Below are 24,039 nucleotides of genomic sequence, written 5' to 3'. Positions count from 1 at the left end.
TTTATTACTATTTAATTTATCAAATATGAACTTTGATTATATTTTATTAATTATCGTTTTTAGTCATTTGCGAAGAGCATTGCAAAGCAAAATTTTATTGCCTCAAATTGATAAATATTTGGCCATAGGGTTTTGGTTCTCGATTGTACTTCTTATCGCTGGAGTTATTTTAGATTTTGAGAGAGGAATAACTGCCTGGATAGCGCATGCAATGCTATTTACTCTAATCTATTTTTGCCTTACCCAAAAAGAGTTTATATCTGTAAAATCTTTTATTTATTCCATATTACCCTTTGTCGCTTTAAATTTTATAGAAGATTTTACAAAGCTCATTAATTCTCCTTTTCACGAAGAATGGAATAATTATTTTGATACGGCAATCTTTTTTTCAATCGTTTGGTTTTTTGCCATGTTTTTCATTACCAGAAAACAACGCAAAGAAATGGAAAGAGAGCAGTTAAAAGCGATAGAGCTAGAAAAAGAGTTTCTACAGTCTGAAACTTTAAAAGCAAAGTTAGAAATACAAGTAGCTGAGCGGACAGCAGAACTCCTTGGTCAAAAAGAGGAATTGCAAAAAGCACTAGAAGAGCTCAAAACTACACAGGTACAATTAATACAATCCGAAAAAATGGCTTCGCTTGGTGAACTTACCGCAGGGATTGCACATGAAATTCAGAACCCACTAAACTTTGTAAATAATTTTAGTGAAGTGAGTAGTGAATTGTTAGAAGAGATGAATGAGGAAATAGTCAAAGGAGATTTTGAAGAAGTAAAGAACATTGCAAGCGACATCAAAAAAAACTTGGAAAAAATAAACTTTCATGGCAAACGTGCGGATAGTATCGTAAAAGGAATGTTGCAACACAGTCGAATAGGGAATACTATGAAAGAACCCACTAACATCAACAAATTAGCCGATGAATATCTTCGGCTTGCCTATCATGGACTTCGAGCCAAAGACAAAAGTTTCAATGCCGATCTCATTACTGATTTTGATGAAAATCTGCCTAAAATAAATGTGTTGACTCAAGAAATTGGTCGTGTATTACTGAATTTATTCACGAATGCTTTTTATGCGACACATCAAAAGCAGAAAAAATTGGGGGAAACATACAAACCAATGGTTAGTGTGAAGACAGCATTGAAAGATAAAGCAATTGAAATTACGGTAAAAGACAATGGTTTAGGAATTCCGGATGCCATCAAAGACAAAATAATGCAGCCATTCTTTACCACCAAACCCACCGGCGAAGGAACCGGTTTAGGATTGTCATTGAGTTATGATATTGTTGTAAAAGCACATGGAGGGACAATTACCATTGATAGCCGAGAAAATGATTATACTGTCTTTACAATTTTGCTTCCAATTAGATAAAAGTATAAAATTCGAAAATATAATTCGTAAATTTATAAATATGTAAGTAGTTGATAATTAACGGATATTAATTGTTTTTTGAGTAATAGTAACAATTTAAAAACAAGTTTAAATGAAGATACTTGTAGTAGATGATGAAGCCGACATACAACCGCTTTTCTTGCAACATTTTCGTAAAGAATTACGTCATCACGATTTCGAATTCGATTTTGCCCTTTCGGGTGAAGAAGCATTGGAGTATCTTAATGGCCACAGTATGGAAGTGGTGTTAATTTTATCAGATATTAATATGCCAGGTATGAGCGGTATCGATTTATTGTCGAAAATTCGAAACGATTATAAAGATTTTTCCCCCGTTGTCATGATGATTACCGCCGACGGGGACGAAGAAAATTACAAACAGGCTATGGAAAAAGGGGCGAATGATTTTTTGACAAAACCATTGGATTTTAATGTATTAAAAGAGAAACTAAAAAAAATCATGAACAATGGCTAAGATACTTGTAGTTGATGACGAAGCAGATTTAGAGATTTTGGTAAAGCAAAAATTCAGAAAAAAGATTCGGGAAAATGTCTATGAATTCATTTTCGCCCAGAATGGGGAGGAGGCTTTGCAGAAAATTTTGGAACATCCTGACTTGGATATTATATTAAGTGATATTAATATGCCAATAATGGATGGACTAACCTTGTTAAGCAGGTTGCCTGAGGTTAATTCTATGTTGAAAGCAGTTATGGTTTCTGCTTATGGAGACATGCAAAACATACGCACAGCCATGAATAGAGGCGCTTTTGATTTTGTCTGCAAACCAGTTGATTTTGATGATCTGGACTTAACCATGGAAAAAACGATATTGCATGTCAAACAATTGCAGGAAACCATTAAAGCAATCAAGGAAAATAATATTCTCAAAATGTATGTCGATGAAAATGTAATTAATTTTATGGCCAATAAGGAGTTTGAGAGCAGCCTGCTTAAAAATGAATTGTTAGAAGCGACGGTACTTTTTGTTGATGTTTGTGGTTTTACTTCTATAACCGAACAATTTCCGGCAAACAGCGTTGTGAATTTGCTTAACGGATTATTTGATATAATTGTAAAAGAAATCATAGCTCAAGACGGACATGTCGATAAATTTATGGGCGACGCAGTTATGGCTGTTTTTAGAGGAAAATATCATTTGGATAGAGCCATTGATGCTGGACTTGCCTTAAAAAATCAAATCAAAAACATTGAAGAAATTGTAATTGGAGATAAAACATATAAACCGCAAATTTCAATAGGTATTAATTCTGGGGAAATGGTGTCGGGTAATATCGGTTCCGCATCCTTAAAACGTTTTGATTACACCGTTATTGGCGATGCTGTGAACACCGCACAAAGATTACAAAGTGTGGCCAAACCCGGGCAAATTCTTATTTCAGAGGCAGTTTTTAACATTGCAAAAGAATCTTTTAAGTGTGTGGAAAATGGCGAATATGTCTTGAAAAATAAATCTATACCAGTCAACACTTATGAGGTCATTGAATAAATTGTTTAAAGATTCTTTCGGCCATTCAGATTTTTGAGCCACAGACCATAGATCGCATTTGAATTTTATAACATGATTTCATGTTAAATATAATACGAAGTCAATCTGAAAAAAATAATTTTCTATTGGGTGCAATGCAACGTTTCTCTGTATTTATTGGGGTAGAGTAATTTGTGGCGATCAAAGTTTAAAAAAAAAATGAAAAATATTAAGTTGCTAAATCGATTTAGTAAAACTTTTTTATATATTTGCTATGTAAACAAAAAGTTAAATTTATATAATCTACCAATTATGAAAAAAATCACAATGAAAGATATAGCGCTGAAAGCCGATGTTTCGGTTTCAACGGTTTCATTTGTGCTAAATAATATTGGAGAAAAAATGGGGATTAGCACTGCAGTCATCAATAAGGTTTTACTTGTGGCTCAGGACTTAAATTACAAACCCAATATGATTGCGAGTAGTCTTAGAACCGGAGAAACAAGGTCAATCGGACTAATCGTGGAAGACATATCCAATCAGTTCTTTTCTGATTTGGCAAAGGTGGTTGAAGATGAAGCAAGAAGATTAAATTATAGAGTTTTTTATTGTAGTACAGGAGCCGATGACCAACGGGCTGAAGAATTAGTAAACAGTCTTTTGCAGGCAAATGTGGATGGTTTTATTATTGCTCCAACTGAAAAATTAGAGAAAAGTATCGATAATCTTTTAAAAATGCATGTGCCTGTAGTATTGATTGACAGATATTTTCCAGGTCAATTGGTAAGCACTGTGGTAATGGATAATTATGAAGGAGCGTATTTAGTAACAAAAAAAATGATGGATGCCGGTTGTCGACATATTGCTGCTATCAATGTCAACTCTGGAATGATTCAAATGAAATTAAGGGAATCAGGATATGAAAATTTACTAAAAGAGAAGGGAATTTTTGACGAATCCCTTGTGCTTCGGGTTGATTTTCAAGATACTGAGACTGAAAAAATAAGAATAATTAGAGACTTTTTGAAGATGCATCCCCAAATTGACGGGCTATTGTTTCTATCTAATTATTTGGGACTTTGTGGTTTGCAGGCTTTTCGTCAATTGGGAATTGAGATACCAAGAGATATCAGGGTGGCAAGTTTTGATGATCACGATAGTTTTAGATTGCACACTCCTTCGATATCTGTTGTTGCCCAACCGATAGAAGCTATGGCTAAAAAGGCAATTAATCTTCTTGTGGCTCAAATGACCGCAGGAAAGCAACCCGAAATTGAAAACATAATGCTCAAAGGAAATTTTGTTGAAAGGGAATCTGTTTAAAGTTTTTTTTAAACGAATTGCTAAATCGATTTAGTGAAAATACAATGTTTATAAGGATTTATTAGATAAACAGTAATGATTGTGTTAATGAAGTTGAAATATTGGACCAAAAGGGAATTTTAAATAATTAGAATCTGGCGAAACTATTTTTTTATGCAATTTGCTAAATCGATTTAGTGAAAATTTAATGTTCTTGAAAATATACTGAATAAACAATAACGTTTATGTTAATGAATTTAAAATTCAGGTGAATAATCAGGAATAAGCTGTTAGAAATGATAAGCTTATTCATTATGAAAATTTTAATTACTAACCAAAATAAACCATTATGAATTAGAACACTTATGAAAAACACTGAAAAACACACGAATAACAAAAAACTTATGAAAAACAAAAACTTATGAAACAAATATTATTGGTTATAGGACTGGTACTGTTGGGGAGTTTTGGTGCAGCAGCACAAAACCGATCATTATCAGGGATGGTTACAGATACAGAAAATAAAGCGATTATTTCTGCTACCATTAAAGTAAAGGGGAAATCAATTAGCATGATATCAGATGCCGAAGGGAAATTTGAGATGTTGGTTCCGTCTGGAGATATTACGCTAACAGTTTCCTCTATTGGTTATGTTACAAAAGTAGTAGAAGTTGCTTCTGGAGATTCTGAAGTATCGATTGTTTTAGCTCCATCTGTTGAGAATTTAAAGGACGTAGTGATTACTTCATTTGGAGTAAAAAAACAAAAGAAAAGTCTGGGATATGCTGTTGGTGAAGTTAAAGGTGATGACCTGACGAAAACCAAAGAAATTAACTTAGGGAATGCACTTCAAGGAAAAATTGCTGGGGTGAATGTCTCTGCTCCGGTTACAGGTCCATCTGGTTCTAGCCGTGTTGTAATTCGTGGAGCGACTTCTGCTTCCGGACTTAACCAACCTTTGTACGTTGTAGATGGTATTCCTATTGATAACAGTCAACAAGGGAATGCCGGAATGTGGGGAGGAGCAGACAAGGGTGATGGTATGTCTTCATTCAATCCGGATGATATCGCATCTATGTCTGTATTAAAAGGTAGTGCTGCTTCTGCTCTTTACGGGTATAGAGGTTCAAATGGTGTTATCTTGATTACAACCAAAAAAGGAAAAGCCGGTAAGGGAATTGGAGTAGATTTTAGTACAAACTCTACATTTAATACTCCTGTAAATCTTTTGAAATGGCAAGACCAATATGGAGCGGGAGCACCTGTGGATGGCGTTGCTACAAGATTTAGTGATTTACAAGAACTTAGAGATAGCTATTATTTTGCTTGGGGTGATAAATATGACGGAACGCCTTCTTTATCTATCGATGGACAGAATCGACCATATCAGGCGTATGGCAACGACAATGTTGATAATTTTTATAGAACGGGATATTCCTTCACCAACACTTTAGCTTTTTCTGGCGGAAATGATACGACCAATTTCAGATTGTCATTCGGAAATACAAAGGACGAATCAATCATGCCAGGAACAAATTTTGGAAGAAACAACGTTGCCTTGAGTTTGAATTCAACTCCAAATGAAAAAATAAGCGTGGAAGCGAATGCGCAGTATATTTCTGAAAAAAGCCATAATAGACCTTATTTGAATGATTCTCCTAGAAATGCATCTTTCCCTGTTACTTTTATGACTCCAGGAACAGACATTAGATGGTTGAGTAATCCATATGATGAAAACGGAGGGGAATCGGATTATTTAGGTGCGAATGTGTATCATACAAACCCGTATTTCGCTGCAGCTGAAACATTAAATAATGATCTTAGAAAACGTTTTATCGGTTCTGCTAAAGTGAACTATAATATTACTGATAAAGTGTACGCTAAGGCGGTAATTGGTATTGATGATATCAACTATGAGTATACTGAAATTGAGCCAACAGGAATCAACTACAACCCTGGAGGATCAATCGAAAACAGAATAGAGAATCGTTCAGAAGTTAACGGATCTGCTTATTTAGGATATAAAGGCGATGTTGCCAAGGATCTTTCATTGGACGCTTTTGTTGGAGCTAACCGTCAACATAACAGATTCAGTGGTCTTAAAATAAAAGGAAACAACTTTATCGTTCCATTTGAATATTTTTACGGAAACACTATGCCTGACAAATCAGAAGTATTGTTTTCTGAAAGCGAAGTAAACTCTCTTTTTTATTCTGCCGATTTAGGATATAAAAATTATTTGTATCTTAGTTTAACAGGCCGTGAAGACTGGTTCTCTACTTTGGATCCATCAAACAACAGCACCTTTTATCCTTCTGTGAGCACGAGTTTTATTTACTCAGAAGTTATCGATTTACCAGAGTGGATGTCTTATGGTAAGTTTAGAGCAGGTTGGGGTAACGTCGGTGGAGCATTACCGGATGCGTATGCTTTAACACTGACTTATTCTGCGCCAGACGGACAAACAGATTCATTGGGACAACCAATTTTGGGAGTTAATGGGGAAACTGTTCCGAACAAAAATTTACAGCCTTATAATGTGAGTACAATCGAATTTGGTTTCGAAAACACATTCTTCAACAATAGATTTAGTACGGACTTGACTTTTTACAGCAAGAGAACTACTAATGATATAACTGATGCTGATATTTCTCAGGGCTCAGGTTATAGAACGACCAAAATTAACGTGGGAGAAATTCTGAACCAAGGGGTTGAGTTTGCCATTAATGCAAAGGCGGTTAAAACAGATAATTTTTCATGGAATATTGGATATAATTTTGCCTACAATGATAGTGAAGTGATTAGTCTTTCTGACCAAATAACTACTAAGTCTCTTGAAGGAAACAGAGATGCAAGAGCTTCTGTAGTTTTAGAAAAGGGACAACCTTTTGGAGTAATCAAAGCTTACGATTATTTGAGAGATACAAACGGGAATATTGTAATTGGTTCTGATGGCAGATACATGAGAGGAGATTTAATTATTGCCGGACAAGGTGTGGCTCCAACAGCAATGGGTCTTTCGAATGATTTTACATATAAAAATTTCACACTTTCAGTTCTTGTAGATGGTAAATTTGGAGGAGAAATTTATTCAGCAACGAATCAATTAGGAACACGTTGGGGATTATCAGACATTACACTTCCTGGCCGTGAGGGAGGAATTGCCGTAACAGGTACCGACTCTAATGGAAATAGTGTGAATCAACAAGTTTCTGCATATAATTATTGGAGAAGCTATAGTGATGTGACATCAAATTTTGTGTATGATGCTGATTTTGTTAAGCTTAGAGCTATTTCTTTGAACTATAACTTTCCAAAAGAATATCTTACAAAATTGCCATTTCAATCCATTAGCTTAGCATTGTCTGCTCATAATTTGTGGACAATTTATAGTGTGACGCCTAATATCGACCCAGAGTCAAATTATTCAAATAGTAACGCCCAAGGTCTTGAGAGAGCGTCTATGCCTTTGACTAGAAATTATGGTGTAACTCTTAATGTCAAATTCTAATATTAAAAATTGAAAGATGAAAAATAAATATATAAGACTTTTTTGTATCGCAATTGTTAGTGCAATGACATTGACTTCATGTGATAACGGGTTCGAGGAAATGAACACGAATCCAAATGCATTATCAGACCCGGCGCCAAAATCTATGTTTACGCTTGCTGAGATATACATGGATGGACAAGATTATTCTAATACCAGAGGGAACAATGCTTATGCCGCTCAAATGATTCAACATTTTTCTTCATTGGGTGGACCAGGTTCAAAATATACCTATTCTTCTGAGTATTCTGGTTCTCTGTTTGGAGAATCGTACGGGAAAGGACTGAATCAAATTTTTCAGTTAATGTCTGTTTTACCAGATACTCCTGAAAATTCGAATATGATTCAAGCCTGTAGAATCATGAAGGTATTTATGTTCCAAAAATTGACCGACACTTATGGTGAAGTGCCTTACTTCGAGGCTGGTAAAGGATTTAACGGGAATATTTTTGCTCCAAAATACGATACACAGGAAGCAATCTATAACGACCTTTTAAAGGAGTTGGACGAAGCAGGTGATGCATTAGATGCCAATAAAGGATTTGCAGGTAATGCCGATTTGTTTTACCAAAGTGATGTGACCAAATGGAAAAAATTAGCCAACTCATTGATGCTAAGAGTAGCTATGCGTTTGTCTAAAGTTGATCCGGCCAAATCGAAACAATTTGTAGAAAAAGCTTTCGCTAAAGGTGTTTTCAACTCTAATGACGATAGCCTTGTATTGAAACATGAAGCTAATCCTCAAGGAGTTAAAACAAATCCAATTACTTCTTCTTGGGTTAGAAATGACTTGAATGGTGGTGATGGAAATACAAAGTACAGTAAAACTTTTATCGATTTATTGAAAAACAGTAATGATCCCCGTTTAAGAATTTATGCTAAATTGGAAGCTACTGGAGACAACAATCCGGCTAATCAACAAGGGCTTGCTAATGACGCAAAAGAGTTTCCGGGTGGAGATAAAAAGCTTTTCTCTGATCCTAATACTTCTACCGTGTTGCGTCTGGATGCACCTACGTTAATTATGTCTTATGCTGAAGTAGAATTACTATTGGCGGAAGCAGCGGTAAAAGGCTGGAACGTTTCGGGTACAGCACAGCAGCATTATGAAGCTGGGGTAAAAGCAGCTATGCAAGTCCTTACTATTTTTGGAGACAAAGTGCCAGCGGTTACTGATGCTGAATATGACATTTATATCGCGGCTCATCCTTTTAAAGCTTTAGGTAGTGATGCAGAAAAGATAGAACAAATTATCACTCAAAAATGGATTGTTTTGTTGTTTAATGGTTTTGAAGCATACTCAGAGTGGAGAAGAACGGGATATCCTGTTTTAGTTCCGGTGAATGATCCTACTGGCGAAACGGGTGGTACCATTCCAAGACGATTGATTTATGATCAATCGGAGTTGATTACAAATGCGGCCAATTATAAGGAAGCGATACAGCGTCAAGGTTTAGATTTAATGACAACCAGAATTTGGTGGGATAAATAAATCATCATTGATGTAATAATTTATACAAGTCGGGAAGTATTTGTATTCCCGGCTTGTTTTAAAAATGTTTGAATTTCATTAAAGGAAAAAGAACTTTAGATAACAGCAGATTTACAATGTTTTATTGGTTTTTTCGCAAGGGTTACATTGCTGAAAAAAGTAGTGAAATGAGATTAGTAAACTGGTTTGAGTTTTATTCGTTTGATTTCCAAAAATAAAATTGCAACTATTACATTGTTATTTTCAATTGAAACTTATTTGCTACTCATGAAGTGCAAATTAGTTAGCGTTATCAAAATATAGAAGAACGGTTATTACCAAATTTAAGCTGAAAAAAAAAAGGCTGTAGTTTTAAAATAAAAACAGAAGAAAAATGAATTTAAGAAAATCAAACTCCATTCTTTTGGGATCTTTATTGATGTTTGTAGGATTGATAAGCAGTTGTTCTGATAAAAATCAGAGTATTTCGATTGAAATCAATAAAGATTGGCAGTTCAGTGAAGTAGCGAGAAATGATTGGCATCCGGCTTCTGTCCCTGGTGAAGTACATACTGATTTATTGAAAAACAAATTAATACCTGATCCTTTTTACCGTGATAATGAGAAAAAACTGGTTTGGATAGAAAAGAAAGATTGGGAATACAAAACCACCTTTGAAGTGGCCCAAAAAGTATTGGACAAGAAAAGTAATCTATTGGTTTTTGATGGTTTAGATACCTATGCCACGGTTTATTTGAACGATATGCAAATATTAAAAACCGATAATATGTTCCGTCAATGGAATGTTGATGTGAAAGAATATTTGAAAGAGGGAAAAAACGAACTGAGAGTGGTTTTCAAATCGGCTCAAAATGTGGTTGATTCCCTGGCCAAAAAAGATTTTCCATATATGATTCCAGACAACCCAAGAGCTTATGCCCGCAAAGCCCAATATCATTTTGGCTGGGATTGGGGACCAAAATTCACCACCTGTGGAATTTGGAAAGCGGTTAGATTGGAAGCATTCAATGAAAAAGCACCTGAAAAGGAATATATAGCCCCACATAAATATGAATTGGTACAAGAAGCTGATAGCATGGGAAAATCATTTTACTTCGAAATAGATGATAAACCAGTTTATATGAAAGGGGCTAATTATATTCCATCGGATGCATTTCTTTCCAGAGTGACTCATGAAGAATATGATAAAGTAATTGCTACCGCCAAAGATGCTAATATGAACATGCTTCGAGTTTGGGGAGGCGGAATTTATGAGAGTGATTACTTCTATGATTTATGTGATAAAAACGGAATTTATGTTTGGCAGGATTTTATGTTTGCCGGAACGATGGTTCCCGGAGATAAACATTTCTTTGATAATGTAAGAGAAGAAGTGAAATACCAAGTGAAGCGCTTACGTCACCATCCTTCCATTGTGGTTTGGTGCGGAAACAATGAAATTGACGAAGCTTTCAAAAATTGGGGATGGCAAAAAACATTCAAAATGAATCAAAAAGATTCTATTCGATTATGGAATGATTACAAGAGATTGTTTCAGGACAGTATTCCAAAATGGGTGAAAGAGGTAGATCCGCATCGTCCTTATGTGAGCAGTTCCCCTTTATTTGGATGGGGAAAACCACAAAGTATTACCCAAGGCGACAGTCATTATTGGGGAACTTGGTGGGGACTGAAAGATGTTGAAGTTACCCAAAAGAAAACCGGTCGTTTTGTGAGTGAATACGGTATGCAGGCAATGCCTAATTATTCCACAACCAAAAAAATTACGATTGAAGAAGACAGACATTTATATTCGGATGTATTGAAAGCACACCAAAAAGCAGGGAAAGGATTTCATAAACTGAATTCGTATTTGCAGCGCTATTTCAAAGACACAACGAATGTCAAAACGTGGTCGGTAAAAGATTATACGTATCTCACGCAATGTTTGCAATATTATTCTTTTAAAAACATAATTGGAATCCACCGTTCAAAAGCGCCTTATAATATGGGTACACTTTTATGGCAACTCAATGATTGTTGGCCTGTGGCAAGCTGGAGCATCACAGATTACTACAACCGCCAGCCAAAAGCAGCTTGGTATGCTGTGAAAGAAGCGTATAGAGATGATGTGAAACCGGTAGTTGATTTGACACGCCCTATCAATTTGAAGTTAGAAAATCCGGAGATCAAATGGAAAGTGAGCGGTCAAAAAATAGTTCTTAAAGCCAATAAAGATGCTAAATATGTTTGGATAGATATCAAAGAATATACAGGTAGATTGAGTGATAATTATTTTGATTTGAAAGCAGGGCAAGAAAAGACGATTAGTATCGAAAGTCCAATTTCAAAACCCAATATCACGATTACCTCTTTGTATGAAGTGCTGAAGAGAAATAAATAATTTACATTAAATTTTAATAATAGAGATTTTTAAATCGCCTCAAGCTTCAGCTGAAGGAAAATGAATTAATCTGTAGTGGCTTTAGCCAAAATAACATATAAAATGGAGAAGATGAAACAAAATAAATTGTCATTTGCAATTGTTGCTGCGTTAAGTGTATTATTGGTTTTTCCAACCTATTCTCAAGGGAAATCAAATAAAAAAACGGCTGCAAATTACACCCAATATGTGAACCCATACATCGGATCAGGAGGTCACGGACATATTTTTGTAGGTGCCAATGTTCCTTTCAGTGCTGTGCAATTGGGGCCTTCGACAATTTTTGAAGGTTGGGACTGGTGTAGTGCTTACAATTATTCGAGTAACACCATTTTGGGATTTACCCACACCCATTTAAGCGGAACAGGAATCGGTGATTTGAATGATATTCTTCTTTTGCCCGTTACCGGAAAAGTGCCTCTAAAAAAAGCAACCAAAGAAGATGCAAGTGGCTATGGTTCTACATTTTCACATGCTAATGAGAAAGTAAAGCCGGGATATTATAGTGTGAATTTAGACCGTTATAACGTAAAAGCAGAACTGACAACAACAGAAAGAGTTGGTTTTCATAAATATACTTTCAACTCGAAAGAAGAAGCTCATGTATTGTTAGATTTAGCAGATGGAGTGGGATGGGATAGTCCCAAAGAGACTTTTATTAAAAAAATAGGAAACAGAACCTTAGTGGGTTATCGTCATTCTAAAGGATGGGCTGCTGATCAACGTTTGTTTTTTACGATGGAATTTTCGGAAGACATTTCAAATCTTGCATTGTATGACAGTACTGCGGTGGTAAAAGGAACAGAAGGCAAAGGTTTGAAAATGAAAGCGGTGCTGGATTTTAAAAACAAGTCAAAGAATGTTGTTATGGTAAAAGTGGGGCTTTCTCCCGTGAGTTATGAAAATGCTTTGGCCAACATAAAAGCTGAAATTCCGCATTGGGATTTTGCTAAATCGGTTCAACAAGCAGATACCAAATGGAATAAAGCTTTAGGGAAAATTGACATTAAAGGTGATGCCGATACCAAAACAATTTTCTATACCTCTTTGTACCACACCATGTTTGCCCCTTCTATTTTTAATGATGCCAATGGTGATTACAGGGGAACCGATAAAAAAGTGTATAAAAACGCGGGATTTGTAAACTATACAACTTTCTCTTTGTGGGATACTTACCGTGCCTTGCATCCGCTTTATACGATCACACAGGAAGATAAAATCAATGATATTGTCAAGACTTTTTTAGCCATTTATCAGCAACAGGGAAGATTACCGGTTTGGCATTTGATGGGGAATGAGACCGACTGTATGAACGGAAACCATTCGATAGCTGTTATTGTTGATGCTTATTTTAAAGGATACAGAGACTATGATGTAGCATTGGCCTTCGAAGCGGTTAAGACTACAGCTATGCAAAAACGTGCCGGTTTGGATTATGTTCAGCAGTTGCAATACATACCGGCAGACAGTCAATTGGAAACAGTTGCCAATGCTTTGGAATATGCGATAGATGATTGGTGCATTGCCCAAATGGCAAAAGACTTGAAAAAAATGGATGACTACGCTTATTTCTCCAAAAGAGCGGACTTGTACAAACTGTATTTTGATAAAAACACTGGATTTATGCGTGGGAAATTAAAAAACGGACAATGGCGTGAACCTTTCAATCCGCTTTCGTCTTCCCATAGAAAAGACGATTATGTGGAGGGGAATGCCTGGCAATACACTTGGCTTGTTCCACAAGATCCTTACGGTTTGATCGAATTGTTTGGAGGAGATGACAAGTTTATCGAAAAATTCGATCAATTATTTAAAATTGAAGAAAAAGTCGAAGGGGAAGAAGCTTCTCCTGATATCAGCGGTTTGATTGGCCAATATGCGCAAGGCAATGAACCAAGTCACCATATTCCTTATCTTTATGCTTATGTGGGACAGCCATGGAAAACGGCCGAAATTGTCCGTGAAGTTTTTGATAAATTCTATACCACAAAGCCTGATGGAATTTGTGGGAATGAAGATGTTGGACAAATGTCTGCCTGGTATGTATTGTCTTCGATGGGATTCTATGCCGTAAATCCTGCCAATGGTATTTATGTTATGGGAAGTCCTGAAGTTGATGAAGCCACTATTCATTACAAACCCACTATTTCTTTCAAAATAATGGCCGTTGGCAACAGCAAGGCAAATAAATACATTCAAAAAGTAGAATACAACGGGAAACCGTATACCAAATCATACATTACCCATGACATGATTGTAAAAGGGGGGGAGTTGAAATTATATATGGGAAGTCAACCTTCAAGAACGTTTGGAGTAGATAAAGAAGATAGGCCTTTGTAGATTTTACAGCTATTTTTCAGTTGCAGTCTCAGTTTTAGTGGCAAAATGCTAGTATTAATACAAATTCACGTCTGAAAACTGCGACCGGAATAATTATAAAATTTTAAACAAGAGAATTTATAAATAGTCAATAAAAGAAAATATGAGAAGGATAATTTTTGTTTTAGGAGTGTTTTTGACCATTGCAAGTGCAAATGCACAGACCAAAACACAATTGGATGTAAATATTATGACTTTTAATATTCGTTATGATAATGCGGGAGACGGTTCAAACAGTTGGCAATATCGCAAGGAAAATGCCATGAAGATGATTCGTTTTCATGAGGTTGATATACTTGGAATGCAAGAAGTCCTGGTAAACCAATTAAAGGACATAACGAATCAATTGAACGACTACAATGCTATTGGTGTTGGCCGGGAAGATGGAAAAGAAAAAGGGGAATATAGTCCTATTCTCTATAAAAAAAATAAATTCACTCTTGTAAAATCAGGTTATTTTTGGTTGAGTCAAACTCCCGAAAAGCCATCAAAAGGTTGGGATTCCGCCTGTGAGCGTATCGCGACTTGGGTACAATTAAAAGACAAAGTCACAGGAAAAAAAGTATTTGTTCTGAATACCCATTTTGATCATATTGGGGAAGTAGCAAGGAGGGAAAGTGTTAATTTGATTAAGGCTAAAATTGCTCAGTTAAGTGGGGGTTTGCCTCATATTTTTATGGGTGATTTGAACGCTGAACCAGACTCATCTGTTCTGAAATCATTGTTGGCAGTAGACGATTCTTTGATTTTTTTAGATGCTAAAAAAGTGGCTTCAGTAGTTTATGGGCCGAATTGGACATTTCATGATTTTGGTAAAATCCCTTATTCAGAAAGACCAAACATTGATTATATCTTGGTCAGTAAATTGGTTTCCGTTCAAAAATATGCAGTTTTTGCAGAAACATTAAATGACACTTTTTTGTCGGATCATGCACCGGTGTTTATTAAAGCCTCTTTGTAAGCTTAAAGCAAATCGTTCAAAGTATTGGGGTTTATACCCTCTAAAAACAAATATAATTTGATATGAAAAATAACAATTTCTTTTTTAGTGTATTTCTTCTTGTATCTTTTTTTGCCAATGCACAAAAAAATATTGATGCAGTTGATTATGTCAATCCTTTGATGGGAACACAATCGGTGCACAGTCTTTCAAACGGGAATACCTATCCTGCAATTTCCCGCCCTTGGGGAATGAATTTTTGGACACCGCAAACCGGTAAAATGGGGGACGGCTGGATGTATACATATACGGCCGAGAAAATACGAGGTTTTAGACAAACGCATCAGCCTTCACCCTGGATTAATGATTACGGACAGTTTTCTATCATGCCCGTTACAGGAAAATTGGCTTTTACGGAAGACGATAGAGCCAGTTGGTTCAGCCACAAATCGGAAACGGTAAAGCCTCATTATTACAGTGTTTATCTTGCCGATTATGATGTGACCACTGAAATGACAGCAACCGAACGCGCTGCCCATTTTCAATTTACCTTTCCGGAAAATGCACAATCTTCTATCGTAATTGATGCATTCGACAAAGGTTCTTATGTGAAAATTATCCCCTCAGAGAATAAAATTATTGGTTACACTACACGCAACAGCGGTGGAGTGCCACAAAATTTCAAGAACTATTTTGTAATCGTTTTTGACAAGGCTTTTACCACGAAGCATACTTGGCAGGGAAAAATGTTAGAGAAAGATAAACTAGAAATGTTGTCGGATCATGCCGGAGCTGTTGTGGGTTTTAAAACCAAAAAAGGAGAGAAGGTAAACGTGAGGGTTGCGTCTTCGTTTATTAGTTTTGAACAGGCAGAATTGAATTTGCAGCAGGAATTAGGGACAGCCACTTTTGAGCAGACCGTTGCAGAATCCAAAAAAGAGTGGAATAAAGTTTTAGGAAAGGTAACTGTAGAAGGAGGAACTGATGAGCAATTGCAGACTTTTTACTCCTGTCTTTACCGCACTGCCTGTTTTCCTCAAAAACTCTATGAGGTTAATTCGAAAGGAAAAATCATTCACTATAGTCCACATAACGGAAAAGTATTGCCGGGTTATATGTTTGCCGGTACCGGTTTCTGGGATACTTTCCGAGCCCTATATCCGATGCTGAATTTGTTCTACCCTTCGATAAATAAAGAAATGCAGGAAGGTTTAATCAATGTTTATAAAGAAGGAGGCTTCCTCCCTGAATGGTCCAGTCCTGGATTTAGGGATTGCATGGTCGGAAATAATTCGGCTTCAGTAGTTGCCGATGCCTATCTCAAAGGAGTACAAGTGGACGATATTGAAACTTTATATACTGCTCTTTTGAAAGGAGCGAACAACGAAGGACCAAATGCAACGGGAAGAAAAGGAGTTGCATTCTACAATAAATTGGGTTATGTGCCCAATGATGTTGAGATTAATGAAAGCGCTGCAAGAACCTTAGAATATGCTTATGATGATTTTACCATCTGGCAATTGGCGAAAGCCTTGAAAAGACCAAAGAAGGAAATTGATTTGTACGAGAAACGTATGATGAATTATAAATTGCTTTTCAATCCATCTTTTAATTTGATGAGTGGAAAAAGCAAAGACGGAAAGTTTTCTGCGTCTTTTAATCCTTTTAAATGGGGTGGTGATTTTACGGAAGGTAACAGTTGGCACTACAGCTGGAGTGTTTTCCATGACATTCAGGGATTGGTTGATTTGATGGGAGGCGAAAAACAATTTGTTTCCAAACTGGACGAGGTTTTTACTTTGCCTCCTGTTTTTGACGACAGTTATTATGGTTCCGTGATTCACGAAATAAGAGAAATGCAAATCATGAATATGGGACAATATGCGCATGGAAATCAGCCGATACAGCACATGATTTATTTGTATAATTATGCGGGTGAACCATGGAAAACCCAATACTGGTCAAGAGAAGTAATGAATCGTTTGTACAAGCCTACACCAGATGGTTATTGCGGAGACGAAGACAATGGACAAACTTCGGCTTGGTATGTTTTCTCTGCTTTGGGATTCTATCCAGTTTGTCCGGGAACGGATGAATACGTTTTAGGAGCACCATTATTCAAAAAAGCAACTATTGAATTAGAAAATGGAAAACAGATTGTCATCACATCCGAAAATAATTCTGCGAACAACAAATATGTTCAGGAATTGAAGTGGAATCAAATGGCGTATGACAAAAACTATATTAATCATTTTGAATTATTGAAAGGAGCAGAGTTGGATTTCAACATGACGGCAACTCCAAATAAAAGTAGAGGGACTTCATCAGAGAGTTTTCCTTATTCGTATTCTAAAAAATAATTTTTTTTGCCATGAATTCACTGATTTTATTGATTCTAAAAATTAGAGAATTCAGGTCTATAAATAAAAACAAACACAATGCAAACACGTAGAAAATTTTTAAAAAACACAGGATTTTTTTCGGCAGGAGTTCTTGCCTTGCAAACCGATGCTTTTGCTTTAAATTCGGATTCTGTTTTTACTTCACAGTTAAAAGACTTTGTAAGCCAACGTCCGCCTTTGGCTGAAAGGAAATTCACGAGTAAAGCGATTGAAAATGCAATCGTTCGAATCAAAAAACAAATTGCCAATCCGGAATTGGCATGGTTGTTCGAAAACTGTTTTCCAAATACTTTAGATACCACGGTTGATTTTGAAATCATCGACGGTAAACCGGATACGTATGTGATTACGGGAGATATCGATGCCATGTGGCTTCGTGATAGTACAGCGCAGATTTGGCCTTATATTCCTTTTGTAAAAGAAGATAAAAAATTGGGAGAACTCGTAAAAGGAGTAATCAATCGCCAGACCAAATGTATTTTATTAGATCCTTATGCAAATGCTTTCTATAAAGATTTTAATCAGATAAGCGAATGGAAAAATGATATGACCAAAATGCAACCAGGAATTCATGAGCGCAAATGGGAAATTGACAGTTTGTGTTATCCGATCAGATTGGCTCATGGCTACTGGAAAGAAACTGGCGATATTAGCATGTTTGACAAAGATTGGAAAGCGGCAATGAATCTTGTTTTACAAACTTTTAAAGAACAGCAAAGATGGACAGATAAAGGACCGTACACTTTTCAACGCAATACCGCATGGGCGACAGATGGCGTGCCATTGTCAGGCTATGGGTATCCAGTAAAGCCTTGTGGGTTGATTGTTTCTACTTTCCGTCCAAGCGATGACAGCACCCTGTTTGGCTACTTGATTCCAAGCAATATGTTTGCTATAGAGGTTTTGGGTTATTTGATTGAGATGTTTTCTACTCCGGCTTTAAAAGATGATGCTATCGTTACCAAAGCGAAGGAACTTCAGGAACAAGTTCAAAAGGGGCTGAAAGAAAACGGTATCATTACGCATCCAAAATTTGGAGAAATAATAGCATTTGAAGTAAACGGTTACGGAAGTTTCCATTTTATGGATGATGCCAATGTTCCTTCCTTGTTATCGTTGCCGTATTTGGGAGCTGTAAAACCGGATAGTTCTTTGTATTTGAATACAAGAAAAGTGGTGCTTTCAGAAAACAATCCGTTTTTTTATAAAGGCAAAGCAGCCGAAGGAATAGGAGGTCCTCATACAGGAGCAGACACAATTTGGCCAATGAGTATTATTCTTAGAGCAATCACGAGTGTGGATGAAAATGAGATCAAATACTGTATCGGGGTATTAAAGAAAACTCATGCAGACACAGGATTCATGCACGAGTCTTTCCATAAAGACGATGCTAAGCAATTTACCCGTAAATGGTTTGCCTGGGCAAATACCTTATTTGGGGAAATGATTGTTCAAACGAGTATTAAATATCCTCAAATATTAAAAGACAAAAATATTTAGTTTTCTTCCTGTGACTTAATTCCAATACAATGACCAGAAACATAAGACTCATTTTACTGCTGCTTTTAACAGCCTGTTATGCTAATGCGCAAAAAGCTAAAAACCTTGATGTCATTGCATATTATACTGGAGATAATAAATTGATAAATGAATTTGAAGTAAATAAATTGACCCATATCATTTATAGTTTTTGCCATTTGAAAGAAGGGAAATTAAATGTGGATACTTCAAAAGATTCTCTTGCTATTAAATATTTAGTGTCATTGAAATCAAAAAATCCTCAATTAAAAGTGATGCTGTCTTTAGGAGGTTGGGGTGGATGTGCTCCTTGTTCTGAGGCATTTTCTACCGTTGAAGGCAGAGAAGTTTTTGCTCAATCGGTTAAGGAGGTAAATGATTATTTCAAATCTGATGGATTGGATTTAGATTGGGAGTACCCAACAATTGAAGGATATCCCGGGCATTTATTCCAGAAAGCAGATAAAGTGAATTTTACCGAACTGATAAAGATACTGCGTAAAACTTTGGGTGATAAAAATGAGCTCAGTTTTGCTGCGGGAGGATTCCAAAAATATTTAGAAGAATCGGTTGAATGGGAAAAAATAATGCCATTGGTAAATCGGGTAAATATCATGAGTTACGATTTGGTAAATGGCTATTCAAAAGTTACTGGTCATCATACACCTTTGTATAGTACCAAAAAAGAAGAAGAATCTACAGATAAAGCGGTGGCCAATTTGTTAAAGGTAGGAATACCGGCAAATAAGTTAGTTATAGGCGCCGCTTTTTATACTCGTAATTGGAAAGAGGTTTCCAGTGTAAACAATGGTTTATATCAATCTGGGACTCCAGCAGAAGGCGTGAGTTTCAAAGATTTTGCAACCACATTTTTACCGTCAAATGGTTGGGAATATTTTTGGGACAAAAAAGCAATGGCACCGTATTGGTATAATGAGAAGCGAAAATTGTTTGCAACCGGCGATGATATTACCTCTGTAAAAGCCAAAACTGCCTACGCTATTAAAAACAAACTGGGAGGTATTATGTTTTGGGAACTTATTTTAGACAGTACCCGAAACGGAATGGTCGATGCCATATATCAGGTAAAAACGGCCAAATAATTAGGAGATTGACAATGAACAGAATTAAGAGAATGGAAGTGTACTAAGGATTTTATTAAAATCTAAACACAATTTTTAAATAATAATTAATAGTAACGAATCAGAGATTTGTTACTAATTGACAATGCAAAATGGAAAAAGTATATGCGATCGGGATGGATGTAGGGGGAACCCATATTACTTCTGCAGTTATTGATGTTACAGACATGAAGGTACTGAAGTCTTCAGTAAACAAAGAATCGTTTGATTCAAACTTACCAGTAAATCAGGTTATAGATTTTTGGGAAAAATCAATCCGTCTTTCCTTGAGTAATTCAGGTATAGAAAATGTGAATGGAATAGCGGTATGTATGCCTGGACCTTTCGATTATAAAAATGGTATTTCGATGATTAAAGGTCAGGATAAATACGAAAATTTTTACGGTTTAAATATTGGTGACTTGATTAGGAAAAGGCTTAGTCTTCCAAAGGAATTTACTGTTTTTTTCGAAAATGATGCGGTTTGTTTTGGTAAAGGAGAAGTTTATAAAGATAAAAATAATCTTTCCAAAAAGGTTATGGCGGTCACTTTAGGAACAGGATTGGGTTCCAGTTTCATTGATAAAGGAGTGTCAATCAGTTCTGGTATGCAAGTGCCGGCAGATGGTGAAATATGGAATTTACATTTCAAAAAAGGCATTGCTGAGGATTATGTGTCCCTAAGGGGGCTTTTGTCTAAGTATCTTGCCTTGAGTGGTACCCAACTCGAAAACGGATTGGAACTTTATAATCGTGCAAATGCCGGAGACAAAGATGCATTAAAAGTATTTGAAGAAATGGGGGAGGATTTGGCTGAAATTGTGATTCCGTGGTTTAGAAAGTTTTCAGTTGAGCATTTCGTGATTGGAGGTAAAATAGCCAACTCTAGTTCTTTATTCTTGCCAAGTTTTAATAAAAAAATCAGAGAAGCGGACTGCGAAGTCAGTATACAAGTTTCTAACGATAATGAAGATGCGGCATTGCTGGGAGCAGCAAGTCTTATTCATGGATTGTAGTTCTAAGGTTCTAAGGTTCTGAGATTCTGAGGTACTAAGGTACTAAGGTACAAAGGTTCTAAGGAACAAAGGAACAAAGGTTTTAAGTTGCTGAGATTTGGGAAAACACTTTTAAGAAGAACGAGATAATTATTTTGAAAAGGCATAAACTTAGAATCTTAGCACCTTAGCGTCTTAGTTGCTTCGATAGGTACTGAGAGTTGGGAAAACACTTTTAAGGAGAACGAGATAATTATTTTGAAAAGGCATAAACTTAGAATCTTAGTACCTTAGCGTCTTAGTTGCTTCGATAGGTACTGAGAGTAGGGAAAACACTTTTAAGGAGAACGAGATAATTATTTTGAATAGGATAAACTTAGAATCTTAGCATCTTAGCGCCTTAGTTGCTTCGGTAGTTGCTGGGATTTGGGAAGACAATTTTAAGGAGAACGAGATAATTATTTTGAAAAGGCACAAACTTAGAACCTCAGCACCTTAGAACCTTTGTACCTTAAAAAAGAATACAGAATAGCCATATAAGAAACAGTAAGGGCATAGGAATTAGTTTTTGCTGCAATCAAACATAAATGAACTTAGATGTCTTATATGGTTTAAATTTCATGTTAGTAATTTTAGGATAGTACGATAATACCAGAAAATATGACAAACAGAAGAAACTTTTTAAAAACGGCGGCTATTGCCTCTGTAGCGGTAGCTTTACATTCATTCAAAGAGAAATCTGATGAAAATAAATTATCTGCTGTGACTAAAACTGTGAGGAAACCTATTGTTCTTTCTACTTGGCGTTTTGGAATTCAAGCCAATGAAGCGGCTTGGGATGTACTAAAAAACAACGGTCGCGCCTTGGATGCTGTGGAAGCAGGTGTTAAAATCCCAGAAGGTGATCCCAAAGAAAGAAGTGTCGGGTATGGTGGACGACCAGATCGCGATGGACGTGTGACACTGGACGCTTGCATCATGGACGAATTGTCCAATATTGGTTCTGTGGGATGTTTGGAATTCATAAAGCACCCTATTTCTGTGGCTCGGGCTGTAATGGAAAAAACACCGCATGTGATGTTGGTAGGTGAAGGAGCATTAAGTTTTGCTTTGACACAAGGTTTCAAAAAAGAGAATTTGTTAACCAAAGAGTCCGAAAAAGAATGGAAGGAATGGCTAAAAACAAGTCGATATAAACCTACTGCCAATATTGAAAATCATGACACAATCGGTATGATCGCTTTGGATGCAAATGGAAATCTCTCGGGAGCCTGCACGACCAGCGGTATGGCTTTCAAAATGCATGGACGCTTAGGTGATTCCCCTATTATTGGAGCGGGTTTGTATGTAGATAATGAAATTGGTGCCGCAACTGCAACGGGACATGGTGAGGAGGTGATTCGAATTTCGGGTTCACATTTGGTTGTAGAGTTAATGAGGCAAGGTCATTCTCCCCAAAAAGCCTGTGAAGAGGCAGTGGCTCGAATTGTGAAATTAATGAATAACAGAAAAAAAGACTTGAAAGATATTCAAGTTGGCTTTATTGCCTTAAATAAGGAAGGCGAATATGGTTCCTATTGTGTTCAGGGAGGTTTCAACTATGCTGTTTGTGATGCAACGGGGAATAGATTAATTGACGCCGAATATTTTTTGAAAACCTAATAACTGAAAAGCTGTGAAGTTTGTGATATTTCTTGTGAACTGTGTCATTAAATACATTTATAATTATGAACAATAAAAATCTGGAAATTGCCTGTTTCAATGGGGAATCGGCGGTTATTGCGCAGGAAAATGGAGCAGATAGAGTAGAGCTGTGTGCCAATATGCTGGAGGGCGGGACCAGTCCGGATTTTGAAACGGCCCTTAAAGTACGTGCTGAATTGAGTATAAAGATGAATGTCATGATCCGTCCCAGAGGAGGTGATTTCGTTTATACCGATGCCGAATTTGAACAAATGAAATCTGAAATTAAACGATTCAAAAAAATCAATGTAGACGGATTTGTGTTCGGAATTTTGAATACCGATAGTAGTTTTGACATGGATAGAAATAAAGAATTAGTAGCTCTTGCCAGTCCTGTTCCCTGTACTTTTCACCGTGCCTTTGATGTTGTTGCGAATGTTTATAAATCCCTGGAATTGCTAATAGACTGTGGATTTAAAACGGTGTTGACTTCTGGACAAGCTGAAAACGTGGTGGAAGGAATGGATGTTTTACAAGCATTGGTAGAAAAAGCCGACGACAGAATTGTGGTTATGCCAGGTGGCGGATTACGATCTACAAATATTGAGTTTTTAGATCAAAAGGTGCATGCTTCTTTTTATCATTCTTCTGCTATTACGGATTCCACTGAAATGGCAAATGGAGATGAAGTTCGAAAAATAAAATTGTACTTGCGATGAACTGAAATCGAACGAATTACTTTTTACTCAAACAAGGAATAGAAAATACGACGACTAATAAAATATTTTTTACTTTAAAATAAACAAAATGAATTTGAACATCGCTAATAATTTAGATAAAAATGCTGTTTTTGAGCAAATTGAAACGGCACTAAAAAAAGAAAATTTTACTGTTGTAAAACAAGATCAAACGCGTCCGTGGGGAGGATTTTTTGTCATTGATGAAAGTCAGGCAGGCGCCTTTGCGGCTAAATTTTTTCCACATCTTGACATGGAAACGATTAAAATCACCAATAAGTTAAGTCCGAAGATTTTGGTGGTGGCTCCCAATAAACGTTTGTCATGGCAATATCATTTTCGAAGAGCGGAAATCTGGAAAATACTTGCAGGTGTGGTAGGAGTGAAGACCAGCGCTACAGATGAAGAAGGAGAGATTCAGGAGCTTACCCCAGGGACCTTTATACAAATGGACAAAGGAGAGCGTCATCGTTTAATTGGACTGGATTCATGGGGAGTTGTCGCTGAAATTTGGCAGCATACAGATCCTGAAAATCCTTCAGATGAAGAAGATATTGTTCGTTTACAGGATGATTTTGGTAGATAAATTAAGATAATAAAAAGTATAATGAT

16 protein-coding genes are annotated in these 24,039 nt (G+C 36.4%); all 16 read left to right on the top strand.

Features of this window, described 5'->3' with window-relative positions:
* Window positions 1-25: 25 nt before the first annotated feature.
* The 16 genes from ABEB23_RS05520 to ABEB23_RS05445 all read left to right on the top strand — a co-directional run bounded on the left by ABEB23_RS05520 (window position 26) and on the right by ABEB23_RS05445 (window position 24,013).
* Window positions 26-1,375, top strand: coding sequence for an ATP-binding protein (locus tag ABEB23_RS05520; protein ID WP_348811436.1), 1,350 nt, complete (start codon window positions 26-28; stop codon window positions 1,373-1,375).
* A gap of 112 nt (window positions 1,376-1,487) precedes the next feature.
* A complete protein-coding gene (locus ABEB23_RS05515) occupies window positions 1,488-1,871 on the top strand; it encodes a response regulator (protein ID WP_348811435.1) in 384 nt (127 codons plus the stop codon).
* On the top strand, window positions 1,864-2,907 hold the full coding sequence (locus ABEB23_RS05510) for an adenylate/guanylate cyclase domain-containing protein (protein ID WP_348811434.1): 1,044 nt from the start codon (window positions 1,864-1,866) through the stop codon (window positions 2,905-2,907). Before ABEB23_RS05515 ends, ABEB23_RS05510 begins: the two co-directional genes overlap by 8 nt.
* Before the next feature lie 291 nt (window positions 2,908-3,198).
* A complete protein-coding gene (locus ABEB23_RS05505) occupies window positions 3,199-4,209 on the top strand; it encodes a LacI family DNA-binding transcriptional regulator (RefSeq protein ID WP_348811433.1) in 1,011 nt (336 codons plus the stop codon).
* 400 nt (window positions 4,210-4,609) lie between these two features.
* Window positions 4,610-7,699: a SusC/RagA family TonB-linked outer membrane protein gene (locus ABEB23_RS05500; RefSeq protein ID WP_348811432.1), complete on the top strand. Its 3,090-nt coding sequence runs from the start codon at window positions 4,610-4,612 to the stop codon at window positions 7,697-7,699.
* Between the two features lie 16 nt (window positions 7,700-7,715).
* Window positions 7,716-9,230: a SusD/RagB family nutrient-binding outer membrane lipoprotein gene (locus ABEB23_RS05495; protein WP_348811431.1), complete on the top strand. Its 1,515-nt coding sequence runs from the start codon at window positions 7,716-7,718 to the stop codon at window positions 9,228-9,230.
* A gap of 373 nt (window positions 9,231-9,603) precedes the next feature.
* On the top strand, window positions 9,604-11,613 hold the full coding sequence (locus ABEB23_RS05490) for a beta-mannosidase (RefSeq protein WP_348811430.1): 2,010 nt from the start codon (window positions 9,604-9,606) through the stop codon (window positions 11,611-11,613).
* 111 nt (window positions 11,614-11,724) lie between these two features.
* Window positions 11,725-13,992: a GH92 family glycosyl hydrolase gene (locus tag ABEB23_RS05485; protein ID WP_348811429.1), complete on the top strand. Its 2,268-nt coding sequence runs from the start codon at window positions 11,725-11,727 to the stop codon at window positions 13,990-13,992.
* Window positions 13,993-14,134: 142 nt separating this feature from the next.
* The gene (locus tag ABEB23_RS05480; protein WP_348811428.1) at window positions 14,135-14,992 is read left to right on the top strand and encodes an endonuclease/exonuclease/phosphatase family protein; all 858 of its coding nucleotides are present in this window, start codon (window positions 14,135-14,137) and stop codon (window positions 14,990-14,992) included.
* A 62-nt stretch (window positions 14,993-15,054) separates the two neighbouring features.
* On the top strand, window positions 15,055-17,331 hold the full coding sequence (locus ABEB23_RS05475; RefSeq protein WP_348811427.1) for a GH92 family glycosyl hydrolase: 2,277 nt from the start codon (window positions 15,055-15,057) through the stop codon (window positions 17,329-17,331).
* A gap of 78 nt (window positions 17,332-17,409) precedes the next feature.
* Window positions 17,410-18,873 carry a glycoside hydrolase family 125 protein gene (locus tag ABEB23_RS05470; protein WP_348811425.1) on the top strand — a complete coding sequence of 488 codons (1,464 nt, stop codon included), beginning with the start codon at window positions 17,410-17,412 and terminating at the stop codon, window positions 18,871-18,873.
* Window positions 18,874-18,902: 29 nt separating this feature from the next.
* Window positions 18,903-19,994: a glycoside hydrolase family 18 protein gene (locus ABEB23_RS05465; RefSeq protein WP_348811424.1), complete on the top strand. Its 1,092-nt coding sequence runs from the start codon at window positions 18,903-18,905 to the stop codon at window positions 19,992-19,994.
* 131 nt (window positions 19,995-20,125) lie between these two features.
* Complete coding sequence (locus ABEB23_RS05460) at window positions 20,126-21,028, top strand: ROK family protein (protein WP_348811422.1); 903 nt, start codon at window positions 20,126-20,128, stop codon at window positions 21,026-21,028.
* Between the two features lie 639 nt (window positions 21,029-21,667).
* Entirely contained in the window at window positions 21,668-22,669 is a 1,002-nt protein-coding gene (locus tag ABEB23_RS05455; RefSeq protein WP_348811421.1) for an isoaspartyl peptidase/L-asparaginase family protein, read from the top strand.
* A 65-nt stretch (window positions 22,670-22,734) separates the two neighbouring features.
* Window positions 22,735-23,409, top strand: a complete 675-nt coding sequence (locus ABEB23_RS05450; RefSeq protein WP_348811419.1) for a copper homeostasis protein CutC — start codon at window positions 22,735-22,737, stop codon at window positions 23,407-23,409.
* Between the two features lie 88 nt (window positions 23,410-23,497).
* Window positions 23,498-24,013 (top strand): cupin domain-containing protein, encoded by a 516-nt coding sequence (locus tag ABEB23_RS05445; RefSeq protein WP_348811417.1) that lies wholly within the window; start codon window positions 23,498-23,500, stop codon window positions 24,011-24,013.
* Window positions 24,014-24,039 lie beyond the last annotated feature (26 nt).

Source organism: Flavobacterium maritimum (genome assembly GCF_040049085.1).
Taxonomy (GTDB): domain Bacteria; phylum Bacteroidota; class Bacteroidia; order Flavobacteriales; family Flavobacteriaceae; genus Flavobacterium; species Flavobacterium maritimum.
Note: the sequence above shows the minus strand (reverse complement) of the source record. Positions and strands in the feature narration are given on the sequence as shown.